General features: G+C 70.0%; 19 protein-coding genes. 3 read left to right on the forward strand and 16 right to left on the reverse strand.

Going from position 1 to position 20,502, the window contains the following annotated elements; genetic code table 11:
- Positions 1–52: 52 nt before the first annotated feature.
- A complete protein-coding gene (locus HD557_RS21035; protein ID WP_008363544.1) occupies positions 53–709 on the forward strand; it encodes an acyltransferase in 657 nt (218 codons plus the stop codon).
- A 10-nt stretch (positions 710–719) separates the two neighbouring features.
- Here the strand turns inward: HD557_RS21035 and HD557_RS29080 are convergent, their stop codons facing one another.
- Together HD557_RS29080 and HD557_RS29085 are read right to left on the reverse strand one after the other, a co-directional pair.
- On the reverse strand, positions 720–1,394 hold the full coding sequence (locus HD557_RS29080) for a response regulator transcription factor (protein WP_307785674.1): 675 nt from the start codon (positions 1,392–1,394) through the stop codon (positions 720–722).
- Complete coding sequence (locus tag HD557_RS29085) at positions 1,381–2,127, reverse strand: sensor histidine kinase (RefSeq protein WP_196875327.1); 747 nt, start codon at positions 2,125–2,127, stop codon at positions 1,381–1,383. Before HD557_RS29085 ends, HD557_RS29080 begins: the two co-directional genes overlap by 14 nt.
- A 243-nt stretch (positions 2,128–2,370) precedes the next feature.
- Here HD557_RS29085 and HD557_RS28815 point away from each other — a divergent pair, with 243 nt between their 5' ends.
- Positions 2,371–3,459 (forward strand): LCP family protein, encoded by a 1,089-nt coding sequence (locus tag HD557_RS28815; RefSeq protein ID WP_196875328.1) that lies wholly within the window; start codon positions 2,371–2,373, stop codon positions 3,457–3,459.
- Positions 3,460–3,530: 71 nt separating this feature from the next.
- On the opposite strand, the gene HD557_RS21055 is transcribed toward HD557_RS28815, so the two are convergent.
- The 7 genes from HD557_RS21055 to HD557_RS21085 all read right to left on the reverse strand — a co-directional run bounded on the left by HD557_RS21055 (position 3,531) and on the right by HD557_RS21085 (position 11,732).
- Complete coding sequence (locus HD557_RS21055) at positions 3,531–4,874, reverse strand: LLM class flavin-dependent oxidoreductase (protein ID WP_196875329.1); 1,344 nt, start codon at positions 4,872–4,874, stop codon at positions 3,531–3,533.
- Positions 4,874–5,626 (reverse strand): ABC transporter ATP-binding protein, encoded by a 753-nt coding sequence (locus HD557_RS21060; RefSeq protein ID WP_196875330.1) that lies wholly within the window; start codon positions 5,624–5,626, stop codon positions 4,874–4,876. Before HD557_RS21060 ends, HD557_RS21055 begins: the two co-directional genes overlap by 1 nt.
- A complete protein-coding gene (locus HD557_RS21065; protein WP_231380393.1) occupies positions 5,599–6,450 on the reverse strand; it encodes an ABC transporter permease in 852 nt (283 codons plus the stop codon). Before HD557_RS21065 ends, HD557_RS21060 begins: the two co-directional genes overlap by 28 nt.
- Complete coding sequence (locus tag HD557_RS21070) at positions 6,450–7,511, reverse strand: ABC transporter substrate-binding protein (protein ID WP_196875332.1); 1,062 nt, start codon at positions 7,509–7,511, stop codon at positions 6,450–6,452. Before HD557_RS21070 ends, HD557_RS21065 begins: the two co-directional genes overlap by 1 nt.
- Positions 7,512–7,692: 181 nt before the next feature.
- On the reverse strand, positions 7,693–8,850 hold the full coding sequence (locus HD557_RS21075; protein ID WP_196875333.1) for a hypothetical protein: 1,158 nt from the start codon (positions 8,848–8,850) through the stop codon (positions 7,693–7,695).
- Complete coding sequence (locus tag HD557_RS21080; protein ID WP_196875334.1) at positions 8,847–9,995, reverse strand: phosphotransferase family protein; 1,149 nt, start codon at positions 9,993–9,995, stop codon at positions 8,847–8,849. Before HD557_RS21080 ends, HD557_RS21075 begins: the two co-directional genes overlap by 4 nt.
- A gap of 81 nt (positions 9,996–10,076) precedes the next feature.
- Positions 10,077–11,732, reverse strand: a complete 1,656-nt coding sequence (locus HD557_RS21085; RefSeq protein WP_008363533.1) for an enoyl-CoA hydratase-related protein — start codon at positions 11,730–11,732, stop codon at positions 10,077–10,079.
- A 231-nt stretch (positions 11,733–11,963) separates the two neighbouring features.
- On the opposite strand from HD557_RS21085, the gene HD557_RS21090 reads away from it, so the two are divergent.
- The gene (locus HD557_RS21090; RefSeq protein WP_008363532.1) at positions 11,964–12,635 is read left to right on the forward strand and encodes a GTP pyrophosphokinase; all 672 of its coding nucleotides are present in this window, start codon (positions 11,964–11,966) and stop codon (positions 12,633–12,635) included.
- Between the two features lie 47 nt (positions 12,636–12,682).
- Here the strand turns inward: HD557_RS21090 and HD557_RS21095 are convergent, their stop codons facing one another.
- The 7 genes from HD557_RS21095 to HD557_RS21125 are packed head-to-tail and all read right to left on the reverse strand — an operon-like array spanning position 12,683 to position 20,458.
- Positions 12,683–15,022 (reverse strand): PQQ-dependent sugar dehydrogenase, encoded by a 2,340-nt coding sequence (locus HD557_RS21095; protein ID WP_196875335.1) that lies wholly within the window; start codon positions 15,020–15,022, stop codon positions 12,683–12,685.
- 25 nt (positions 15,023–15,047) lie between these two features.
- On the reverse strand, positions 15,048–15,758 hold the full coding sequence (locus HD557_RS21100) for a hypothetical protein (protein ID WP_231380394.1): 711 nt from the start codon (positions 15,756–15,758) through the stop codon (positions 15,048–15,050).
- A gap of 15 nt (positions 15,759–15,773) precedes the next feature.
- Positions 15,774–16,532 (reverse strand): ABC transporter ATP-binding protein, encoded by a 759-nt coding sequence (locus tag HD557_RS21105; RefSeq protein ID WP_196875336.1) that lies wholly within the window; start codon positions 16,530–16,532, stop codon positions 15,774–15,776.
- The gene (locus HD557_RS21110; protein WP_196875337.1) at positions 16,525–17,271 is read right to left on the reverse strand and encodes an ABC transporter ATP-binding protein; all 747 of its coding nucleotides are present in this window, start codon (positions 17,269–17,271) and stop codon (positions 16,525–16,527) included. Before HD557_RS21110 ends, HD557_RS21105 begins: the two co-directional genes overlap by 8 nt.
- Positions 17,268–18,344, reverse strand: coding sequence for a branched-chain amino acid ABC transporter permease (locus HD557_RS21115; RefSeq protein ID WP_231380395.1), 1,077 nt, complete (start codon positions 18,342–18,344; stop codon positions 17,268–17,270). The genes HD557_RS21110 and HD557_RS21115 overlap by 4 nt, the downstream gene beginning before the upstream one ends.
- The gene (locus tag HD557_RS21120; RefSeq protein WP_196875338.1) at positions 18,328–19,212 is read right to left on the reverse strand and encodes a branched-chain amino acid ABC transporter permease; all 885 of its coding nucleotides are present in this window, start codon (positions 19,210–19,212) and stop codon (positions 18,328–18,330) included. The genes HD557_RS21115 and HD557_RS21120 overlap by 17 nt, the downstream gene beginning before the upstream one ends.
- Positions 19,213–19,216: 4 nt before the next feature.
- Entirely contained in the window at positions 19,217–20,458 is a 1,242-nt protein-coding gene (locus HD557_RS21125) for an amino acid ABC transporter substrate-binding protein (protein ID WP_008363518.1), read from the reverse strand.
- Positions 20,459–20,502 lie beyond the last annotated feature (44 nt).

Below are 20,502 nucleotides of genomic sequence, written 5' to 3' on the forward strand. Positions count from 1 at the left end.
ACGCCGCACCGAGGCCGCCCCGCACGCCTCCCGGTCCCGCTTTGCTGGCGTCATGACCATGGAGGAAATAGGGGCGGAGCCCCGGATCGCACCCCGGGTCGAACCTCGGATCGAACCCCGCATCGAACCGAGCGCGGACGTCGACGACCGCGCCATGATCGGCGAGGGAACCCTCGTCTGGCACCTGGCCCAGATCCGCGAGCACGCCCGCGTCGGCAGCGAGTGCATCATCGGCCGGGGGGCGTACGTCGGTCCCGGGGTCGTGGTGGGTGACCGCTGCAAGATCCAGAACCATGCGCTGGTCTACGAGCCGGCGGTGCTCGAGGACGGCGCCTTCGTCGGGCCGGCGGTGGTGTTCACCAACGACTACCTGCCTCGCGCCGTCAACCCGGACGGCACCCTCAAGGACGGCGACGACTGGGAGGCCGTCGGCGTGACCGTACGCACCGGCGCCAGCATCGGCGCCCGCGCCGTCTGCGTCGCGCCGGTCACGATCGGCGCCTGGGCGATGGTCGCGGCGGGTGCCGTGGTCACCCGCGACGTACCGGACCATGCCCTGGTCGTCGGGGTCCCGGCGCGGCAGGTGGGCTGGGTCGGGCACGCCGGTGCGCCGCTGGTCGCCCAGGGAGACGCCTGGCGCTGCCCGCAGACCGGCACGTTGTACGTCCTGCGCGGCACGAGCGAGGACGACGGCCTCGTCGCGTGCTGACGCCCAGGCGTCAGGCGGCCCGCCACTCCGCCTTGTGGGCGATGCTGACCGCCGCGATCTGCGAGGAGACGCCGAGCTTGGCGAGGATCGACTTCACCTGGGTGCGCACCGTCGCCTCGGAGACCACGCGCAGCTTGGCGATGTCACCCACCGTCAGGCCGTCCATCAGGTGCTCGAGCACCTGCGACTCCCGCCGGGAGAGCTGCGCGAGGCGGCGACGGATCTCGATGATGTCCTGCTCCTGCCCCACCCAGGCGCGGATCAGGCGCTCACGCTCGTCGACGTCGAGCACGCTGTGGCCGTAGTTGAGGCGGCGTACGGTGCCCAGGATCTCGCCCAGCGGCACCGTCTTGGGCAGCACCGTGCGGGCGCCGGCGTGCAGGGCGTGGCCCCAGCGGGTCTCGTCGGTCGCACCCGTCACCACGACGACGTCGACGCCCGCCCGGGCGAGCGGGGAGATCAGGCGTACGCCCGATCCGTGCTGCCCCAGGTCGAGGTCGAGCAGGACGATGCGAGGCTGGGAGCGCATGATCAGCCCGGTGAGCTTGGCCTCCGACGGCGGCTCCTGCGGAAGGTCGATGCGGTGGGCGTCGTAGCCCTCGAAGGTGAGCGCCAGCTCGAGGGACTCGGCGAACAGGGTGTGGTCCTCGACGATGACCACCTTCACCCGTTTACGCGGCGACACCACGGCGACCTCCCCGGGTCGGGGTGTCGTGCTCGTCGGCCCCTTCGGCGGCCCCGTCGTCGATACAGCCGAGCATCGGGATGCCGATCACGAAGGTGGTGCGCCCGCCGGTCTCGACCAGCTCGAGATAGCCGCCCTGGCGCTCCATCAGGTCGCGCGCGGCGTGCAGGCCGATGCCCTGGCCCGTGGAACCCGGTCGGCTGACGCCCCAGGCGAAGATCCGGCGGCGCAGCTCCGGCGCGACCCCGGGCCCGTCGTCGGAGACCGCGATCTCGAGCGAGGTGCTCGCCGCTCCGGCGACACGTACCTCGATCCGGACCGTGCCGCTGCCGTGCGCGGCAGCGTTGTCGAGGAGCACGTTGAGGGCCTCGGTCAGCTGGTCGGAGTCGCCCAGCGCGAGCATCCGGCTGGGCCGCCACTCGATGTCGGCGCCCTTCGCCTCGTGGGCGAGGACCATGGCGGCCACCACGGCGTCGAGGTCGATCACCTCGGCGCGCAGCTCATCGGCGCGCGGCTCCGGGGTCGCCGGCCTCGCGGCGTCCTGCTGCTGCCGGACCATCCGCTCGAGGCGCTGCAGCTCGCTCTGCACCATCGCCGCCATCGCGGCGCGCCGCTCCTCGTCGATCTCACCCGGCGAGTTGAGCAGCGACGTCGCAGCCCGGACCCCGGCCAGCACCGAGGCAGCCTCGTGCAGCCGGGCACGTTCGTCGGGTCCGACACTTGGCTTCGACACAGTTCTCCCCTGGTCATTCATCGAGCTGTGCCCTCCCAAGACACAGCCAGGCGGCTGGAAGCACCTGGAGACATCGGCTCCAGCGTGAACAGCGCCATACAGCAAAGTGACTTTACTCAGCCGCACCACACGACGTATTGCCTACCTATTTTTGGTTACCAGCCGTTACCGAGCGGTGCCTGAAATTGAGGAATGGCGAGCATCTGGGCCCCGCAGTCGGGGCGTGCCGGGTCACATACTCGGGTGGCCATCCTCGATCACCCGCCCGTGCCGCCGCAGTCGGATCCTGCGGGCGAGCCCCGCGCGCGCGGATGGCGCCGTGCCCGCAAGCCGCTGATCGGGCTGCTGGTGTGCCTCCTCCTGCTGTGCGCGGTAGCGCTGACCGGGATCCTGTGGCTCCAGGCCAAGGTGGAGGGCAACATCAACCGTCTGCCCGACACCTTCACCGGGCTGACCGACCGGCCGGCCAAGCCCACCTCCGGGTCGGCCGCGGACGCGGTCAACATCCTCGTCCTCGGCACCGACACCCGCTCCGACGCCCCCACCACCGGCGCCGAGGCTCCCGGCTGGCAGCCGGGCCAGGCACGGTCGGACACGATGCTGCTCGTCCATCTCGACGGCGACCGCCGCTCCGCCTCGGTGGTCTCGATCCCCCGTGACTCCTGGGTCGACATCCCCGGCCACGGGAAGGGCAAGGTCAACTGGGCCTACTCCTTCGGCGGCCCCACGCTCACGGTCGAGACGGTCGAGAAGATGACCGACGTACGCATCGACCACCTCGCCGTCATCGACTGGGACGGTTTCAAGGCGCTGACCGACGCCGTCGGCGGCGTCGACATCGACATCCCGAAGACCGTCTACGACTCGGCCCGAGGTGTCCGCTGGGAGGCCGGCCGCCACCACCTCGACGGCGAGGAGGCGCTCCTCTACGTACGCCAGCGCTACGGCCTCCAGGACGGCGACCTCGACCGCGTCGCCCGCCAGCAGGCCTTCCTCCGCACTCTGCTCAAGCAGACCCTCAACCAGGAGCTGCGCAAGAACCCCGACCAGGTCCTCGACCTCCTCACCCTCTTCTCCGAGCACGCCTCTGTCGACGACGACTGGTCGACCACGCAGATGGCCAAGCTCGCCGCCTCGCTCCGCAACCTGCGCACCGACGACATCAGCTACCTCACCGTCCCGACGGACGGCACCGGCATGGTCGGCGACCAGTCGGTCGTACGTCTCGACCCCTCCCGCGACCGCGACCTGTGGCGCGCGGTCCGTGAGGATCGGATGGGCGAGTGGGTCGAGGAGAACCAGGATCTGATGACGCCCGACGTGGTCCGCTGACCCCAGCCGACCCCGTCAGGACGAGCCGACTCGGCGCGACCTGCGGGACGGTCGCGCCGAGTCGGCCGTCTTCAGGAAGCGACCTCCGCGGCCTCGAGGTCGAGCCGGTTCTCCGGACGCGGGAGCCCGTAGTGGTCCCGGAGGGTGACCCCGGAGTACTCGGTCCGGAAGAGCCCGCGCTCCTGCAGGATCGGCACGACGGAGGACGCGAACGCCTCGAGCCCCGAGGGCAGGACGGCGGGCATGATGTTGAACCCGTCGGCCGCCCCGTTCTCGAAGTAGTGCTGGATGGTGTCGGCGACCTGGACAGGCGTCCCGGCGAACGTGCGATGCCCACGCCCACCACCCAGCTTGCCGATCAGCTCCCGCACGGTGAGCCGGTCGCGGCGGGCCCAGTCGACGATGAGCGTGTAGCGGCTCTTGGCGCCCTCGATCTCGTCCTCGGTCGCGATGTCGGCCGGCAGCTGCTCGTCGAGCTGGAGCCGGGAGGGATCGACCTGCAGGAGCTGGGCGAGCTGCGCCACCGCGTACTCCGGGGCGATCAGCCGGTCCAGCTCCGCCTCCAGCTCCCGCGCCTCGGCCTCGGTGTCACCCAGGACCGGGACGATCCCGGGCAGCACCAGCACGTGGTCGGGGTTGCGCCCGGCCGCGGCCACGCGCCGCTTGATGTCGGCGTAGAACGCCTGGCTCTCCTCGAGGGTCGGCTGGGCGGTGAAGATCGCCTCGGCCCAGCGGGCCGCGAACTCCTTGCCGTCGTCGGAGGAGCCCGCCTGGACGAGCAGCGGGTGACCCTGCGGCGACCGCGCCAGGTTGAGCGGCCCCTCCACCGAGAAGTGCGGCCCGACATGGGAGATCGGCCGGATCCGGTCACCGACCGCATGCACCCCGGCGTCCTTGTCGGCGACGATCGCGTCGTCGGCCCAGCTGTCCCACAGCTTGGTGGCCACCTCCAGGAACTCCGAGGCCCGCTCGTAGCGGGTCTTGTGCAGCGGCTGCCCCTCCAGACCGAAGTTGCGGGCGGCGGCGTCACCGGCGGTCGTGACGATGTTCCACCCCGCCCGGCCGCCGGAGATGTGGTCCACCGAGGCCAGCCGCCGGGCGAGGTTGAACGGGTCGTTGTACGACGTCGAGGCCGTCGCGATCAGGCCGATGTGCTGCGTGGAGACCGCCAGCGCGGACAGCAGCACGGTCGGCTCGATCCGACCCGACGGGCGCCGGCCGGGCTCGCCGAACAGGGCCGGCGAGTCGGCCAGGAACAGCGAGTCGAACCTGGCCTCCTCCGCGACCCGGGCCAGGTGCTGGTGCGCCGCGAGCGAGAGGTTGGCGTGCGGGTCCGACCCGGGCAGCCGCCACGAGGCCTCGTGGTGACCGGTGTCGAGCAGGAACAGGTTGAGGTGGAGCTGTCGAGCGCCCATCAGGCCACCTCCTCCTCGACCGACTCGACCACACCCAGCTCGGTCAGAAGCTGGGCACGCAGCGACGCGAACCGCGGATCGCCCGGGCTCCGCTTCGCGCCCAGGTCGATCCGGATGTCCGAGCCGACGACACCGTCGACCAGCACGATCACCCGGTCGGCCAGGGCGATCGCCTCGTCGACGTCGTGGGTGACCAGCAGGACGGCGGGGTTGTGGGCGGCGTACAGCTTCTTGAGCAGCTTGTGCATCTTGATCCGGGTCAGCGCGTCCAGGGCACCGAACGGCTCGTCGGCCAGCAGCAGCTGGGGATCCCTGACCAGCGACCGGGCCAGCGCCGCGCGCTGCTGCTCGCCACCGGAGAGCTCGTGCGGCCAGGCCTTGTCGCGGCCCTCGAGCCCGACCTCGGAGAGCGCCTCGAGGCCACGGGGCCGTGCGTCTGGACCCGACAAGCCCAGGATCACGTTGTCCAGCACCCGTCGCCACGGCAGCAGCCGCGAGTCCTGGAAGACCACCGAGACCCGCTCGGGCACGTCCACGACTCCCGATCCCGCCACCGAGCGGTCGAGACCGGCCAGGGCCCGCAGCAGCGTCGACTTCCCGGACCCGGACCGCCCGATCAGTGCCACGAACTCACCGGCGTCGATGGTGAGGTCGAGCCCGTTGAGCACGCCGCCCGCCTCGGAGAAGCTGCGGTGCAGCCCCTCGACGCGTACGGCAGGGTCTTTCAGTGACTCTCCAGCGTGCGTCGCCATGCCAGTGCCTTCCTCTCGGTGAAGCGGACGATGCCGTCGGCGACCAGGCCCAGCAGGGCGTAGACGACCAGGCCGACGACGATGATCTCGGTCTGGCCGTAGCTGGACGCGAGGGTGATCATGTGGCCGATGCCGCTGGTCGCGTTGACCTGCTCGACGACCACGAGGGCAAGCAGCGCGTTGAGCACCGCGAACCGCAGTCCGAGCAGGAACCCCGGCGTCGCCCCCGGCAGCACCACGTGCCGGATGAACGCGCCGCGTCCCAGGCTGACGGTCTCGGCCAGCTCCGCGTAGCGGCTGTCGATGCCGCGCAGCCCGTTGTGGGTGTGGATGTAGATCGGGATGAGTACGCCGAGGGCGATCGTGATCACCTTCATCGGCTCCCCGATCCCCAGCCACAGGATCAGGAGCGGCATCAGCGCCAGGCTCGGGATGGCCCGCTTCACCTGCACCGGACCGTCGATCAGCGCCTCACCGGCCCGGCTGAGCCCGGAGACCAGGGCCAGGGCCAACCCGACGCCGATCCCGATCACCAACCCGAGCGCGGCCCGGTAGGCCGAGGTCGCGAGCGCCTCGGGAAGCCGCCCGTCGGCGATCAGCCGCTGAGCGGTCTCGACCACGACCCACGGCTCGGACAACGTACGCGGATCCAGCACGCCCGTCGCCGAGGCGACGATCCACAGCCCCAGGAGCAGGACCGGCCCGATCCACAGCGTGCCGGGGACCCGCGGCCCGGGCCCGAGGCGGCGGCGTACGACCCTCTGGTCGGTGACCTTCTCGGAGACGACGCCGACGATCGGCGCCTCGACTGCCGTGGTGGCCATCACTGACCCTCCTTCAGGGCCTCGGCGATGACCTTCTCGTAGCGGCGGTCATAGAGGTCGGCGACGTCCAGCTCCGGATGGTCCTGCTCCTCCGAGAGGATGTCCGCGGTCTCCTGCTGTCGCTCGATGAAGCCGTCCCAGTTCTCCGGGATGACGTTCTGACCGGAGGTCTCGAAGACCTTCTTGCCGTCCTCGAAGGTGAGTCCCTCGTGGTCGACGTAGTAGGCCTGGATCCACTCGTCCGGATGCTCGTCGACCCACTTCTCGGCCTTGACCCACAGCCCGAGGAAGTCCTTGAACGCGGCCGCCTTGGCGGAGTCCTCGAAGGTCTTCTCCGGCCCGTAGATGAGGGTCGAGTCGTCGCGGATGCCGGTGCGGATCGAGGTCGCACCGTCACGGCCGTACTTGGCCAGGTAGGAGGCCAGCTGCGTGCCCCCGAGCGGGGCGACGTCGACCTGGTTGGACGCCAGCGCGTTGGAGAAGGTGTCGTCGACGCTCTGGATCTCGACCAGCTCGACGTCCTTCTGGGTGAGCCCGGCGGCCCTGAGCGTCTTCAGGATCAGCGCGCCCTGGGCCTGGCCGGGCGAGTAGGCGATCTTCTTGCCCTTCAGGTCCTGGATCGTCTTGACCTTCGACTTCGGCGCGATGCCGAGCTCGTAGATCGGGTTGGCGAGCGGGTCCGGGTTTTCGGTGACCGCGACGATCTTGACGGGCGTGTCGGTCCAGGTCGCGAAGAGCGGCGGGATCTCGGCGACGTAGCTCGCGTCCAGCGCGTCGGCGCGGAACGCCTCGATGCTCTTCGGACCACCGGAGATGTTGGCCCACTCGATCTCATAGCCCTCGACCTCGTCGATCAGGCCGGACGTCTTCAGCGCGACCTCGATCGGCGGGAGCCCGAGGCGCAGGACGGTCCCCTCCGGGACCTGGTCGGGGAGCGCCGCGTCGGCGGCGAGCTTGGAGGCACTGGAGGCATCGGCGCCGCCGCAGGCCGTCAGTCCCAGGAGCAGGGTGGTGAGAACGGCGGCGATGGCGGTCAGGCGCGGTGGGGTGGGGCGGATCATGGCTCTCCTCTGGTTGGTCCGTCCAAACCAGAGTAAGTCACTAGAGTTTAGTCATAAATTGTTGTTCGGATCCTGAGACCGGGATGGCGAGGCGTCAGGCAGGCAGGCCGAGGCGTCACGTACGTCGGCCGAGCCGGCATCCGGATGCCGGCTCGGCCGACGGGGGTGACGCCTCGGCGGGTCAGACCCGGTCGAGCCAGTCGGTGAAACCGGAGGGGTCGTGGCGGCCGAGGACCCCGTGCTCGAAGAGCCCCCAGCCCTCGACCCCATCAGCGCTCGGACTGTGCGCGACCGCGCGCCCGACGTGGTCGATCACGCCGAACGGCACCCGGCCGGCGACCTCGGGCGCGTTCAGGTCATAGGTCAGCCGCTCGGTGAACCCGGCACCCTTCCAGACCCCGTGCGCCCAGTCGGAGTCGCCGCCGTAGCCGCCACCGACGTGGATCGGCACGCCCAGCAGCGAGGAGACCTCGAGCACCAGCTGCTCCCCCGTCGGCGTCGTGCAGGTGATCGTCGCGCCCTCCGGGATCCGAGTCCCGTCCCGGTAGTGGATCCGGACGTGCGGCCAGCCGAGCTGCTCGACCCGGCCGTCGGCGAAGGTGCGCGTGCAGTCGTTGAGGGTGCGATAGCCGTCGGGCGTCTCCTGGATGATCAGGACGACGGCGAACTCCTCGAACCGCAACGGCAGGTAGAGCCACCACATCCCCTCGAACCCCGGGTCGGCGGGCTTGCCCGCCGGCACACCCTCCCCCGAAGGGCGGATGCCCCAGGACCGGTCCCGGGTGCCGACCCAGCGATCGTGGTCGACGGCGATCGTCTCGCCGTCGACCTCGATCACCCCCTCCCAGGTCCCGACCTGCGCGAACCGCTGCGCATCCAGCACGGTCGCCGCCCCCTGCCGCATCACGTGCGGCTGCTCCTGGACCACGTCGAACGAGCCCTCCCACCGCAGGTCCAGCGCGATCCCGCGGGTCTCCTCCATCACCAGCCGTAGCTTGCGCAGCGGCTCGGTGACCTCGATCCGGTACGCTCCGACCCGCTGCTCCATCCGGTCACCGCCCCGAGGGTCGGCGCCGTCGCCGAGGTGCACGGCGGTCTGCTCGTCGCCACGGCGGAGCAGGACGTACGCGTCCTTGGTGCCGAGGTTGGGGTAGAACCCCATCCCGGTGATCAGGAAGAGGTCGCCGGTGCGGTCATGGGCGTTGAGGTAGCAGCGGTCGTAGAAGTTGCGGTCGCTGCTGCCGGCCCAGGCCACCGGGCGCGGGAGCTGGTGGATCGGGTACTCGTCGAGCGGGCCGACACCGACGTACTCCCCGTGAGCCCGAAAGGTCCCGGTCACGCGCCGACCTCGTCGAGCATCACCTCGAACATCGCCCGGTGGTAGAGCGCCGACTCCGGGTCCTCGGGCGCCTCGATCTCCCCGAAGTGGATCTGTCGGGCCGCGATCCGCAGGTAGATGACGCCCCACATGACCGCGGCGTGGACCTCGTGCCAGGTCAGGTCGCCGAGCTCGACACCGCTCGCGGCGACGTAGGCATCGCGGACGTCGTCGGCGGTGAGGAAGTCCGGCATCCCCGGAAGACCCAGCATCGAGGCCAGGTCCTCGAAGATCCGGTGGGCGAAGATCATCCAGGTCACGTCCATCTCGCGGGGCCCGAGGCCGACCATCTCCCAGTCGAGGACGGCGACCGGTGCGAAGTCGCGGTAGATGATGTTGCCGATCCGCGCGTCGCCCCAGCACAGGACGGGCTCGCCGACCTCGTCGGGGAGGTTGGCCTCGAGCCAGGCCAGACCCCGCTCGACCAGCGGCGAGCGACCGCCCCACTCCTCGGCGGTGGAGGCGAAGGCGTACCAGGCCCGGGTCTTGGCCAGGTTGCGAGCAAGCAGCGTCTCGCCGGAATGACCGGCGAGGGCGGGGTCGAGAAAGGCGAAGCGCGAGGCGGCACCGGGGATGGCGTGGAGCCCGGCGAGCACCTCGACCGAGCGCCTCTGCAGTGCCGCCCGGTCCGCGGCGGAGCCGTCGAAGAGCCAGCTGTCGCCGAAGTTGTAGGGCATCACGTCCGGCGGAACGACCCCCTCGACCCGCTCCATCAGGAAGAACGGCGTCCCCAGCACCGAGCCGGTCATCTCGGCGAGGCCGACCTCGGGCACCGGCACAGACGACAGCGAGCCGGCCAGGCGCATCGCGTCGTACTGCGCCTGCAGGTCATAGGTCGCGAAGACCGGGATGTCCTCCGGGCGGGGCGCCACCCGCAGGACGTACGCCTTCGTCTGCCTCCACCCGTCGACCATCGAGGTGACGTCGAGCAGCACGGTCTCGCTGGACATCCCGTTGGCGTCGACGCCGTCGAGGATGGCGACCTCGGGATCGGCGCCGGGCGGGAGCGCGGTGGTCAGCCAGTGCTCCAGCCTCGCGCCGATCGCCGCAGGGTCGCGGCCCGACTTCTGGAAGGTCATCTCGGGCGGCGGGGGCGCCTGGGTCACGTGCTCCTCCTTGAGGCGTGTGAGTCAGATCACACGCCTCAGGTTGGTGGAACACGTTCTAGTCTGTCAACAGGTCACCCGTCAGAACCGGATCTTCGACGGCGTCTCGGTCGGCGCCGCCTTGGTGACGAACGCCTGCCGCTTCGCGGCGAACCCGTGCCGGTCATCGAAGATGTCGCGGGCCATCTCGGCCAGCTCGATGCTCTGGTAGTAGGACATCGGCATCGAGCCGGCCCGGCGGGACTCACGAGCAGCCAGCGCCGGGACGTACGCCCCGGGCTCGGTGTAGCTCTTCGCCAGGTCGCGCAGCCAGCCCTCGAACTCGGCCGCGTCGCGCGGGCCGAGCTCGCTGACCATGTCGATGCGAGCCGCCTCGGCGGCCGAGATCGGCAGCTTCGCGCCGAGCAGCTCGTCGGCCTTCTCGGAGCCGACCCGGCTCGGCAGACCCCAGGTGTGCAGCTCGGAACCGAAGATGCCCATGTCGTAGTAGGGATTCAGCACGACACCGGCGCGCGCGACCGTGATGTCGGCACAGAGGCCGGCCATCACGCCGCCCGCGCCGGCGTTGGCGGTGAACGCGGCGATGGTCAGCTGCTCGGCCTCGGCGATCGCCATGCAGAGCTCGTCGATGGCACGGATGTTGTCCCAGGCCTCGGCAGCCGGGTCCGGAGCCGCCTCGATCACGCCGAGGTGGATGCCGTTGGAGAAGGCGTGCTCGGTGCCGCGTACGACCAGGACCGTGGTGTCCTCGATGAGCGCCTTGCGCACCGCATCGGTCATCCGCCGGCACTGCTGGGTGTGCATCGCGCCGCTGTAGGAGCGCAGGGTCAGGTAGCCGACGTCGCCGTCACGCTCGTAGGTCGTCTCGGCCAGCGCGTCGGGCATCCTCAGATAGGGCGCGTGGCGGGTGTCGAGCACCCACGCGGCCGGGAGCTTCGGGCCGCGCTTCTTGTCGAGCGTCGCGGCGTAGCCGACCCACAGGGTGCCCTCGCCGGTGGCGATCGCGACCGCGTCGGTGTCGACGCCGACCACCGTGCCGTGCTCGTGCTCGCCGTGCTCGTCGGGGGTCGCCACCGCGTCGAAGAGACAGTACGTCCTGCCCTCGACGGTCGCCGGAGCACCCGGCGCTCCGTCCGCCGCCGCGATCCTCCGAGCGATCTCGGTGGCCGGTGCGGACCAGTCGATCTCGAACGCCTTCCGGCGCAGCAGCGGGAGCTCGCCGGTGCCCTCGACCTCCGCGGGCCACTCCTCGGCGGGCTTCGGCCCCTCCCCTGCGGCGACCATCCGGACGACCTCCGCGACACAGGCCATCGCCGCGTCGGCGACCGGCCCGTTGTAGAGCGCGCTCTTCGCGATCGGGACCTCGGGCATCGCGAAGGTCTCGGTCGCCCAGACCGGTCCGGCGTCCATCTCCTCGACGGCGGACAGCGCCGTGACGCCCCAGCGCGAACGCCCGTCGAGCGTGGCGTGGTCGAGGGAGGACGGGCCGCGGTCGCCGACCGGGCCCGGATGGATCACGACCGTGGGGTAGCTCCCCCAGACCGCCTCGGGCACCCGGTGCTTGAGGAACGGGCACAGGATCAGCTCGGGCTCGATCGCCTCGACGGCCGCCACCAGGGACGAGTCGTCATGAACGGGTGCGAGCACGACACCGATGTCGTGGCCACCCTCTTTCAGATCGCACCAGACCCGCTGGGTCAGGCCGTTGAACGCGGAGACGAGCAGCAGAATGCGCATGTGGGGGAAGTGTCCTTACTCGTAGGCAACCCGAACAGACCTGTATCCCCCGAGGGGTATTTATCCCCCGAGGGGTGTCACTGTATCGGGCGCCGCCGAGCCAGGGCACCTCGGTGTCCAGAAGAGGGTCGGAAGACCTGGTGACCTCCGGGTCCCTCGCCCCGGTCTGATATGGCCACCCCGCCGGCGTCTTGTCGCGGCCTGTAAAGATGACTCTGTCAGGAGGGGACAATGACAACAGTCGACGACAACCCGATCAACGGGTTGATCGATCTTGTCGAGGCGAGCGGCGACGAGATGGCCCGCGAGCTGGCCCGGTTCCGGATGCGCTACAAGTTCGCGATCGACGAGGTCTCGACCAAGATCGCGATCCTGCGCGAGGAGTTCGAGCACGCCCACGACCACAGCCCGATCGAGCACGTACGCACCCGGCTCAAGTCGCCCGACAGCCTGCTCGCGAAGGCCCGCAAGATCGGCTGCCCGCTCACCCTCGAGGCGCTCGAGCAGCAGATCCGCGACATCGCCGGGATCCGGGTGGTCTGCCCGTTCGTCTCCGACGTCTACTGGATCATGGAGATGCTGGGCAGCCAGTCCGACGTCGACGTCGTCGAGGTCGAGGACTACATCGCCGAGCCCAAGGCCAACGGCTACCGCAGCCTCCACCTGATCATCAAGGTGCCGGTCTACCTCTCCGACCGTGCGGTGGACGTGCCGGTCGAGCTGCAGATCCGCACCATCGCGATGGACTTCTGGGCCAGCGTCGAGCACTCGATCTACTACAAGTACGACGGCACCGTCCCCTCGACCCTGCGCGACGAGCTCGGCGCCGCGGCCCGCACCGCGGCCGACCTCGACGCCACCATGGCCCGGCTCCGCAGCGAGGTGCACGGCCCGGTCCGCTGACCGGGCCGTGCTCCCTTCGACAAGCTCAGGACACCGCCTCGACGGCGTCAGCGGCCGTTGACGAACCGCTGGTACTGGGCCCGCGCCTCGTCCGGGGTGATCGCCCGGTCGAGGAACATCAGCGAGTCCATCCGGCAGTCGCAGGGGTTCCGCTCGACGGTGTCCTGCGGGAACGAACCGCCGATCTTGATGCCTCGCGGCAACGTGTCGGAGGTGCCGGTGCCGTCGACCTGCCACGGGTCACCGGCGGAGGTGTAGAACCCCTCGACGGCCTTGCCGTTGCGGTAGAGCGCCATCTTCCCGGTGGTGTAGTCGAACGTCGCCGCCAGGTGCACCCACTGCCCGCGCGGCAGCAGGGTCTGCCAGTCCGCCGAGGCCGCGAACGTCTGCGAGGCACCCTCGTCGAGCCGGCGGCCGAGCGCGACCAGGCGCAGGGTGCCGTTGACGTTGATGAGCTCGAGCAGGGCGCGCACGCCGTGGCCGTCGGAGTTGCCCGAGAGCACCCCTGCCAGGCCGATGGCGTTGTAGCGGTCCGTCGGGTCGGCGGTCACCGAGTTGAGCGCGGGGCCGTCCATGTCGACCTTGAACCAGCCGGCCACGGTGATCTGCTCGGCTCCGGCGAACGGCGCCAGCGACGCGACGCCGTTCTGGTTCCACGACCCCGCCTTCCAGTCATCGTTGCCGTTGACCTCCGGGTCGACCTGCTTGGTCTGCAGGGCGTTGTTGCTGGTCCGGTAGGCGGAGTCGGTGACCTGCATCGCGTTGCCGCCGTTGACCTGGTTCAGCAGTGTCCGCGAGAAGCCCTGGTCCTCCTCGCGTGCCCCCGGGGCGAAGGGGTGCTCGAAGTCGTAGTAGCTGACCAGGTCCTCGCGCAGCGACGGCACGACCTCGCTCGGCCACGGCCGCTGCACCGTGTTCACCACCTTCCAGATCTTCCCGTTGGCCTTGGCCAGCAGGTAGAGGTTGCGGCGCGAGTCGGTGCCGAAGCGCAGGTCGACGCGCGGGTGGTCGACGAAGTCCTGCATCGAGAGCCGCTTGCCCGAGGTGTCGAAGAGCTGCATCTGGTGCAGGGTCGCCTCCCGGCTGCTCCCCCGCTTCATCTGCCGGGCGTCGGTCCAGAAGACCTCGCCGTTGACCAGGTCGCCGAAGACGTACTTCCCGCGAAGGTCGTCGAAGCGGCCACGGTAGACGACACCGCCGCTGACCGCGTGGCCGCTGTCGGAGGTGCAGGGGTAGTTGGCCGGCGGGTCGTGGTCGAAGGACGCGACCGGGAGCGTGAAGCCGGACATGTCGTAGTCGTCGGGCACCGTGTAGAGAGCGCACTCGTCGGTGTTGTCGTAGAGCAGCCGGCCCTCGATCTCGCTCCAGCCGAGGTTGTCCCCGGCCCGTACGTCGTAGACGCCCTCGATCGCGTGCTGACCGATGTGGCCGAGCAGCAGCCGGCCCGTCTCGACGTCCCAGGAGAACCGGTGCGGGTCACGCATGCCGTACGCCCAGATCTCGCCGATCGCTCCCTCCCGGTCGACGAACGGGTTGCTGTCCGGGACCCCGTACGCCCCGTTGCGGCCGTCGCGGGCGAGCGGGTCGATCCGCAGGATCTTGCCGAAGGGGTTGGCGAGGTTCTGCGGGTCGTCGCTGCGGACGCCGTTGCCGCCGTCGCCGGAGGCGATGTAGAGCAGGCCGTAGTCCTCGTCGCCGGGCCGAGCGGTCGGGTTGAAGTCGATCTGCTGGATGGCGTGGATCTGGCCGGCGAAGTCGATGCGCATCACCTCGCGGCTGGTTCCTGCGAACGTGTTCGCGGTCGGGTCGGTGGCGTGCCACTCGGTCACGACGCTGACGGTCCGCCCGGAGCCGGGGTTGGTCTGGGACGGGAACGTCGGGGTCTTCGCGAAGCCGCCGAAGCGCTCGGTGTGGGTGGTGTAGAAGAGCCCGTTGGTCTCGAACTCGGGGTGGAAGGTGATGAACCCGGCGCCACTGCCCAGCCCGGCACCGGACCAGAAGTCGACGAAGTGGTCCCGGAGGTTCAGGTATTCGTGCTGCTGCCCACCCTCGAGCAGATACATCGGCCCGTTGAGGTCGGGGACGTACATCCGGCCCGAGCCGTCAGGAACCTCACCGATGAAGTTGATGCGGTTGTGGCGTACCAGGCGCTGGTCGGTGGGGGCGGGGTAGGGCTCGGTCGCAGGGAGCTGGGTGACCTCCTCGAGCACGAGGCCGAGGCTGCTGCGTACGGGCTGTTCGGGGATGGGGTCGGGGACGGGCTCGCTGCCGGGGATGGCGGCGCCTGCGGAACTGAGCGAGAGCGTGGGGGTGAGCAGCGCGGCGAGCAGGGCGCCGACGGCGAGGCCGGCCCGCGCCTGTCTGCCCCATAGACGTGAGGTTTCCATGGGTTGTTCTCTCCTTACCGAAGGTTCAGCGATGACGCACGCCCGCGACGGTCACGTCACGGATGCGCCCGAAGTTGTCGAAGGAACCGAAGCCGAACCGGCCTCCGGCGAAGCTGGTGTCGGTGGCGGTCATCCGAGGCTCGTCGGCGCCGTCGAGGTAGACCGCGATCGCGCCCGTGCGGGCGTTGTAGTCGAGGCGTACGTCGTGCCACTCCGCGTCGGTGATCGACGGCGCGGCGCCGACCGTGCCGTTCCACTGGTGGTCGATCCGCAGCCGGTCGGCGTCGTTGACCACGAAGATGCCGTTGTGGGGGTAGATGGTGTTGTCGGTCGAGAGGTGGGCGTAGTAGAAGCGCGTCGGTGACTGGTAGTTCCAGACCAGGATCACGTCGCGGTTGGTGACCGTGACGGCCTCGTCGATGCGCACCTCGGCGCGGTAGGTGAGCGAGCCGAGCTCGGGGCCCTGCGTGACGATGGCGTACTCGAAGGGCCGTCGCGGGCCCGGCTGCGGCGTCCCCGGCTCGGTCAGGATCACCTGGCCGTCCTCGAAGGCCCACTTCTCATCGGTCAGCGGATCCCAGTCGGCGAGGCTCGCCCTGGGTTTGACCACGGCCAGGCCGGGCCCCTCGGGCGGGTGTGCCTGGGCTCCGGCGACCGGAGCGGCCAGGGCAACGGCGAGGGCGATCACACCGGCGCGTACGCCTCGCCCCATCATTCGGTTCAGCTTCCATCTCATGGTGCTTCCCTTCCCCTATTCGAGACCATCGGTGGCCCCTGCTGAGGTCGTTGCGGCTCCCCCGAGATAGAGCTCCGCCATCCGCGGGTCGGCGAGCAGGTCGGCGGCCCGACCTGAGATGTGCACCTTCCCCAGATCCAGTACGCAGCCCAGGTCGGCCGACTCCAGGGCCCGCCGGGCGTTCTGCTCGACGAGCAGGACCGCCAGCCCGGCGTCCCGCATGCGTACGACCTGCTCGAACACGGTCGCGGTGGTCTTGGGATCCAGGCCCATGCTGGGCTCGTCGAGCAGGACGACCTTCGGGCTCACCATCAGCGAGCGGGCGAACTCGACCTGCTTCTGCTGACCGCCGGAGAGCGCGCCGGCGAGGGTGTGCCAGCGCTCGGCGACGACTGGGAAGAGGCTCTTCACGAAGTCGGTCCGCTCCTGGATCGCGGCCGCGTCACGCACCGTGTGGGCGCCCAGGCCGACGTTCTCGGCCACGGTCATCTCCTTGAAGACGGAGTGGCCCTGCAGGACGTGGGCCATGCCCGCCCGGAGCATCTGCTGCGGACCGTTGCGGGTGACGTCGACGCCGTCGACCGTGATGGTCCCCGAGCGCGGTGTCAGCATGCCGCTGGCGACCTTGAGCACGGTGGACTTGCCGGCGCCGTTCGGCCCGACCAGACAGACGATCTGACCTGCGGGAACGGTGAGCGTGAGGCCACGCAGGACCAGCGCCGCGCGGCCGTAGCCGGCCTCGATGTCGCGCAGCTCGAGGAGAGGTTCAGACACCAAGGTAGGCCTCCAGGACTCGTGGGTCGTTCTGCACGTCCGCCGGCGCACCGGAGGCGATCGGCCGGCCGCGGTCGAAGACCACGACATGGTCGGAGAGGCTCATCACCAGCTCCATGTTGTGCTCGACGATGACGAAGGTGCGGCCCTCGGCGTTGAGCTCGCGCACGAGGGTGGCGATCCGGCCGATCAGCGCCGGGTTCACTCCCCCGGCGGGCTCGTCGAGCATGATCGTGTCGGGCTCGGCCATCAGCACCCCGGCCAGCTCGAGCAGCTTCTGCTGGCCGTAGGAGATGTCGCGGGCCTCGCTGCGCTCGAGGTGCTCGATGCCGACCCTGGCCAGCAGCTCACGGGCCCGGGCGATGTCGTCGGGGTTGTGCGCCCCGCGCAGCCGGTGCATGACGCCCGCCGAGCGGACGCCGGCGAGCACGTTGTCGAGCACCGTCATCCGCGGGAAGATCCGGCACAGCTGGAAGCTGCGGCCGAGCCCGGCCCGCGCGATCCGGTGGGGTGCGTGGCCGGTCACGTCGCGGCCGCGGTAGGTCACCGTGCCCGAGTCGGGACGGATCATCCCGGTCACGCAATTGAAGAACGTGGTCTTGCCCGACCCGTTCGGGCCGATCAGGGCGTTGATCCTGCCCTCGTGGAAGGTGACCGTCGCGTCGTCCACGGCGCGGACGCCGCCGAACGACTTGGTCAGGTTCTGGATCTCCAGGCTGTGCTCGATCGGTCCGGTCATGACTTCGCCTCCTCGAGCGCCTTGCGCTGCTCGGCCAGCTGGGCGGCGTCGACCTCGCGGATCGAGGTGCTGCCGGGACGGAGCCGGTCGAGCTGCGAGGTCAGCCACGGGATCACCCCGTCGGGCATGAAGAGCACGACCAGGGCGAGCAGCAGCCCGAGCGCGACCAGGTGCAGCTGGGTGTCACCGTACTGGTTCTTGAAGAACTCGACCGCATAGCCCACGATCACCGCGCCGACGACCGGACCGAGCAGGCTGCGTACGCCGCCGAGCAGCGACATCAGCACCAGATAGGAGCCGGTCAGGATGGAGAACTGGAAGATCGGGTCGAGCGAGCCGAACCAGAGGGCGTACATCCCGCCCGCCATCGCGGTGAAGAACGCCGAGACCACGAAGACGACGAGCTTGTAGGCGAAGGTGGGTACGCCCAGGGCCTGGGCCTTGTCCTCGTCCTCCCGGATCGCCTTGAGCCCGGTGCCGAGTCGGGACCGGTCGATCACCCACCACAGTGCGAGCGCGACCAGCGTCAGCCCGACGAACAGGTAGAAGAACCGCTCGTGCTGCTCGGGCCGGAGTACGTCGGTGCCGAACGGCCGCGGCACTCGTAGCCCGTTGGACCCACCGGTGACGCCGGCCCAGCTCTGCGCGACCAGCAGCAGGATGAGCACCAGCGCGATCGAGACGATCACGAACGACGCTCCGCGGACCCGCAGCGACGCGATCCCGATCGGCACCGCGGCCACGCCGACGAGGACCGCCGCGATCACCATCGAGAGCCACGGGTTCGCCCCGACCTCGGTGATCAGCAGCGCGGTGCCGTAGCCGCCCAGCCCCGAGTAGGCGGCGTGGCCCAGCGAGATGTAGCCGGTCAGCCCGCCGACGAAGTTCCACGCCACCGCGAGGGCGGCATAGCTGGCGATCACCACGCCCACCGACAGGATGAACGGGTCCGGGGCGAGCGCCGGGAAGGCGAGCACGAGGGCGAGCCCGACGGCCGCCGCGACGAGCTTGGTCGCCAGGATCGAGCGGCCCGGGGACGTACGGCTCTGCTTGTGTCTAGAAGCGCTGAGCAAGGCGACCTCCGAAGAAACCCTGGGGGCGGAACATGAGGGTGGCGAAGAGGGCGAGGTAGAAGACCGTCTGCGCCCAGGTGGTGCCCATCGGGATCTGCAGCAGCGCCTGGGTGACCCCGAGGAGCATCGCCGCGATCGCGGCGCCGGGGATGCTGCCGAGGCCGCCGATCACGATGATCGCCATCAGCGGGCCGATCCAGTGCCAGTGCAGCGAGGGGTAGATGGTGGCGTCGAGCGCGAGCGCGGTGCCGCCGACCGCGGCGGTCGCCAGGCCGAGCCCGAAGCCGAAGCCGGCGATCCGGTCGGTGTCGATGCCGAGCAGCTGGGCGGCCTCGCGGTGCTGGATCGTGGCCCGCAGCGCCTGCCCGAAACGGGTCTTCTTGAGCAGCAGGAACAGTGCCAGGAGCGAGACCGCGGCCAGCCCGAAGGCGATCAGCTTGACCACCGCGATCCGGGCGCCCCACAGCTCCAGGCTCGCGCCGGAGTAGCCGAGCTGGATCCGTCGCTGGGTGCCGGAGAAGAGGTAGCCGAGGCCGCCCTCGATCACCAGCGCGATCGCGAAGGTCAGCAGCACCGACATCATCGTCAGCGTCGCCGGTCGCAGCCGCGAGAGCAGCGCCCGCTGCATCCCGTAGCCCGCGGCGAAGAAGAGCGGCACGGTGATGAACAGCGAGAGCAGCGGGTCGAGCCCGGTCTGCTGGGTGAAGAACCAGGCCAGGTACGCAGCCAGGATCAGGAACGCGGAGTGCGCGATCATCACGACCCGCATGACGCCGAAGTAGAGCGTCAGGCCGGCGGCGAGCAGGGCGTAGAGGCCTCCGAGCAGCAGCCCCAGGATCAGGCTCTGCAGCAGCAGCGAAGCCGACATCGACTCACCACGCCGGCTTCGGGAAGATGAACTCGGCCTCGGCCTGGTCCTCCGGCAGGACGATCTTGATCTCTCCGTCGACCCACTGCTGGATCATGTGGGCGCTCTGCGGGCGGCCCTTGTCGTCCCAGCTGAGCGGGCCGACGACCGTGTCGACCTCGTTCTCGCGCAGCCAGTCGATCAGCTGGGCCTGGCACTCCGGGTCGGGCTCGGCGCACTCGACCGCCTCGACCGCCGCGGCGACGACCTGGCCGGTGGTCCAGGCGTTGGCCTCGTCCTCACCGGGCGCCTCGCCGTGCTTCTCCTCGTAGAACTTCACGAACTCCTGGTTCTCGGGGTAGTCCGCCTTCGTGGTGTAGCCGGTCGGCGCGATGATGCCCTGCGTCTTGTCACCGATCGCCTCGGCGAACTCGGTCTCGGTCGGCGCGGTCGAGAAGGCGGCCAGCTTCGGCTGGTAGTCGAGCTGCTGGAGCGCGACGATCAGGTTGACGCCGTCCTGGTACTGGCTGCCGCCCACGACGATGTCGGCCTTGCTGTCGGCGATCTTGGCCGCGATGCTGCTGAAGTCGGTGGTGTTGGGCGGGTAGACCTCGTCCACGACCGTCTTCACGCCACCCTCCTCCAGCGCGTCCTTGAGCCCGTAGGCGGTGCCCTGGGCGAACGGGTCGTCCATGGAGGCGTACGCCGCGGTCTTGGGCCGCTCGGCCTCCGGCATCGCCAGGATGTGCTCGGCGAGGAGCTTGTAGTGGTCGTCCGCGACCGCAGGGGCGGCGTAGAAGAGGTTCTCGAAGCCCTCCTCGAAGACCTCGGGCGCCGCGCCGGCGGGCTCGACGAAGAGGTAGCCGTAGTCCTGGGCGACCTGGGCGGCCGGGATCACCAGGCGCGTGGAGAACGGCCCGACGACGAGGTCGACCTGCTCCTGGTTGATCAGCTTCTCGTAGTCGGCCGCGACACGCTCGGCGCTGGACTGGTCGTCGAGCATCTCGAGGCGTACGTCGCGGCCGAGCAGGCCGCCGTTGGCGTTGACGTACTCGGCCCAGGCCTCGTAGCCGCGCTGGATGCCCTTGCCGGGCTCGCTGAAGTCGCCGGTCAGGGGCAGCGAGATGCCGATCACGATCTCGTCCTCGCTGCCTCCTTCCTCGGCGGCGCCACAGGCGGCGAGGGTGGACGCGAGGGCGAGGGCGGCGGTGGCGCCCAGAGCTGCTCGGGACCGCTTGCTCGCGGTGGGGGTCTTCGTGAAGGGCATCTGCGGTTCTCCTCTACGAAAGCGCTTACGTAAGCGTTTACGAT

Origin of the sequence: Nocardioides luteus, from assembly GCF_015752315.1 — a bacterium.
In the GTDB taxonomy this organism is placed as follows: domain Bacteria; phylum Actinomycetota; class Actinomycetes; order Propionibacteriales; family Nocardioidaceae; genus Nocardioides.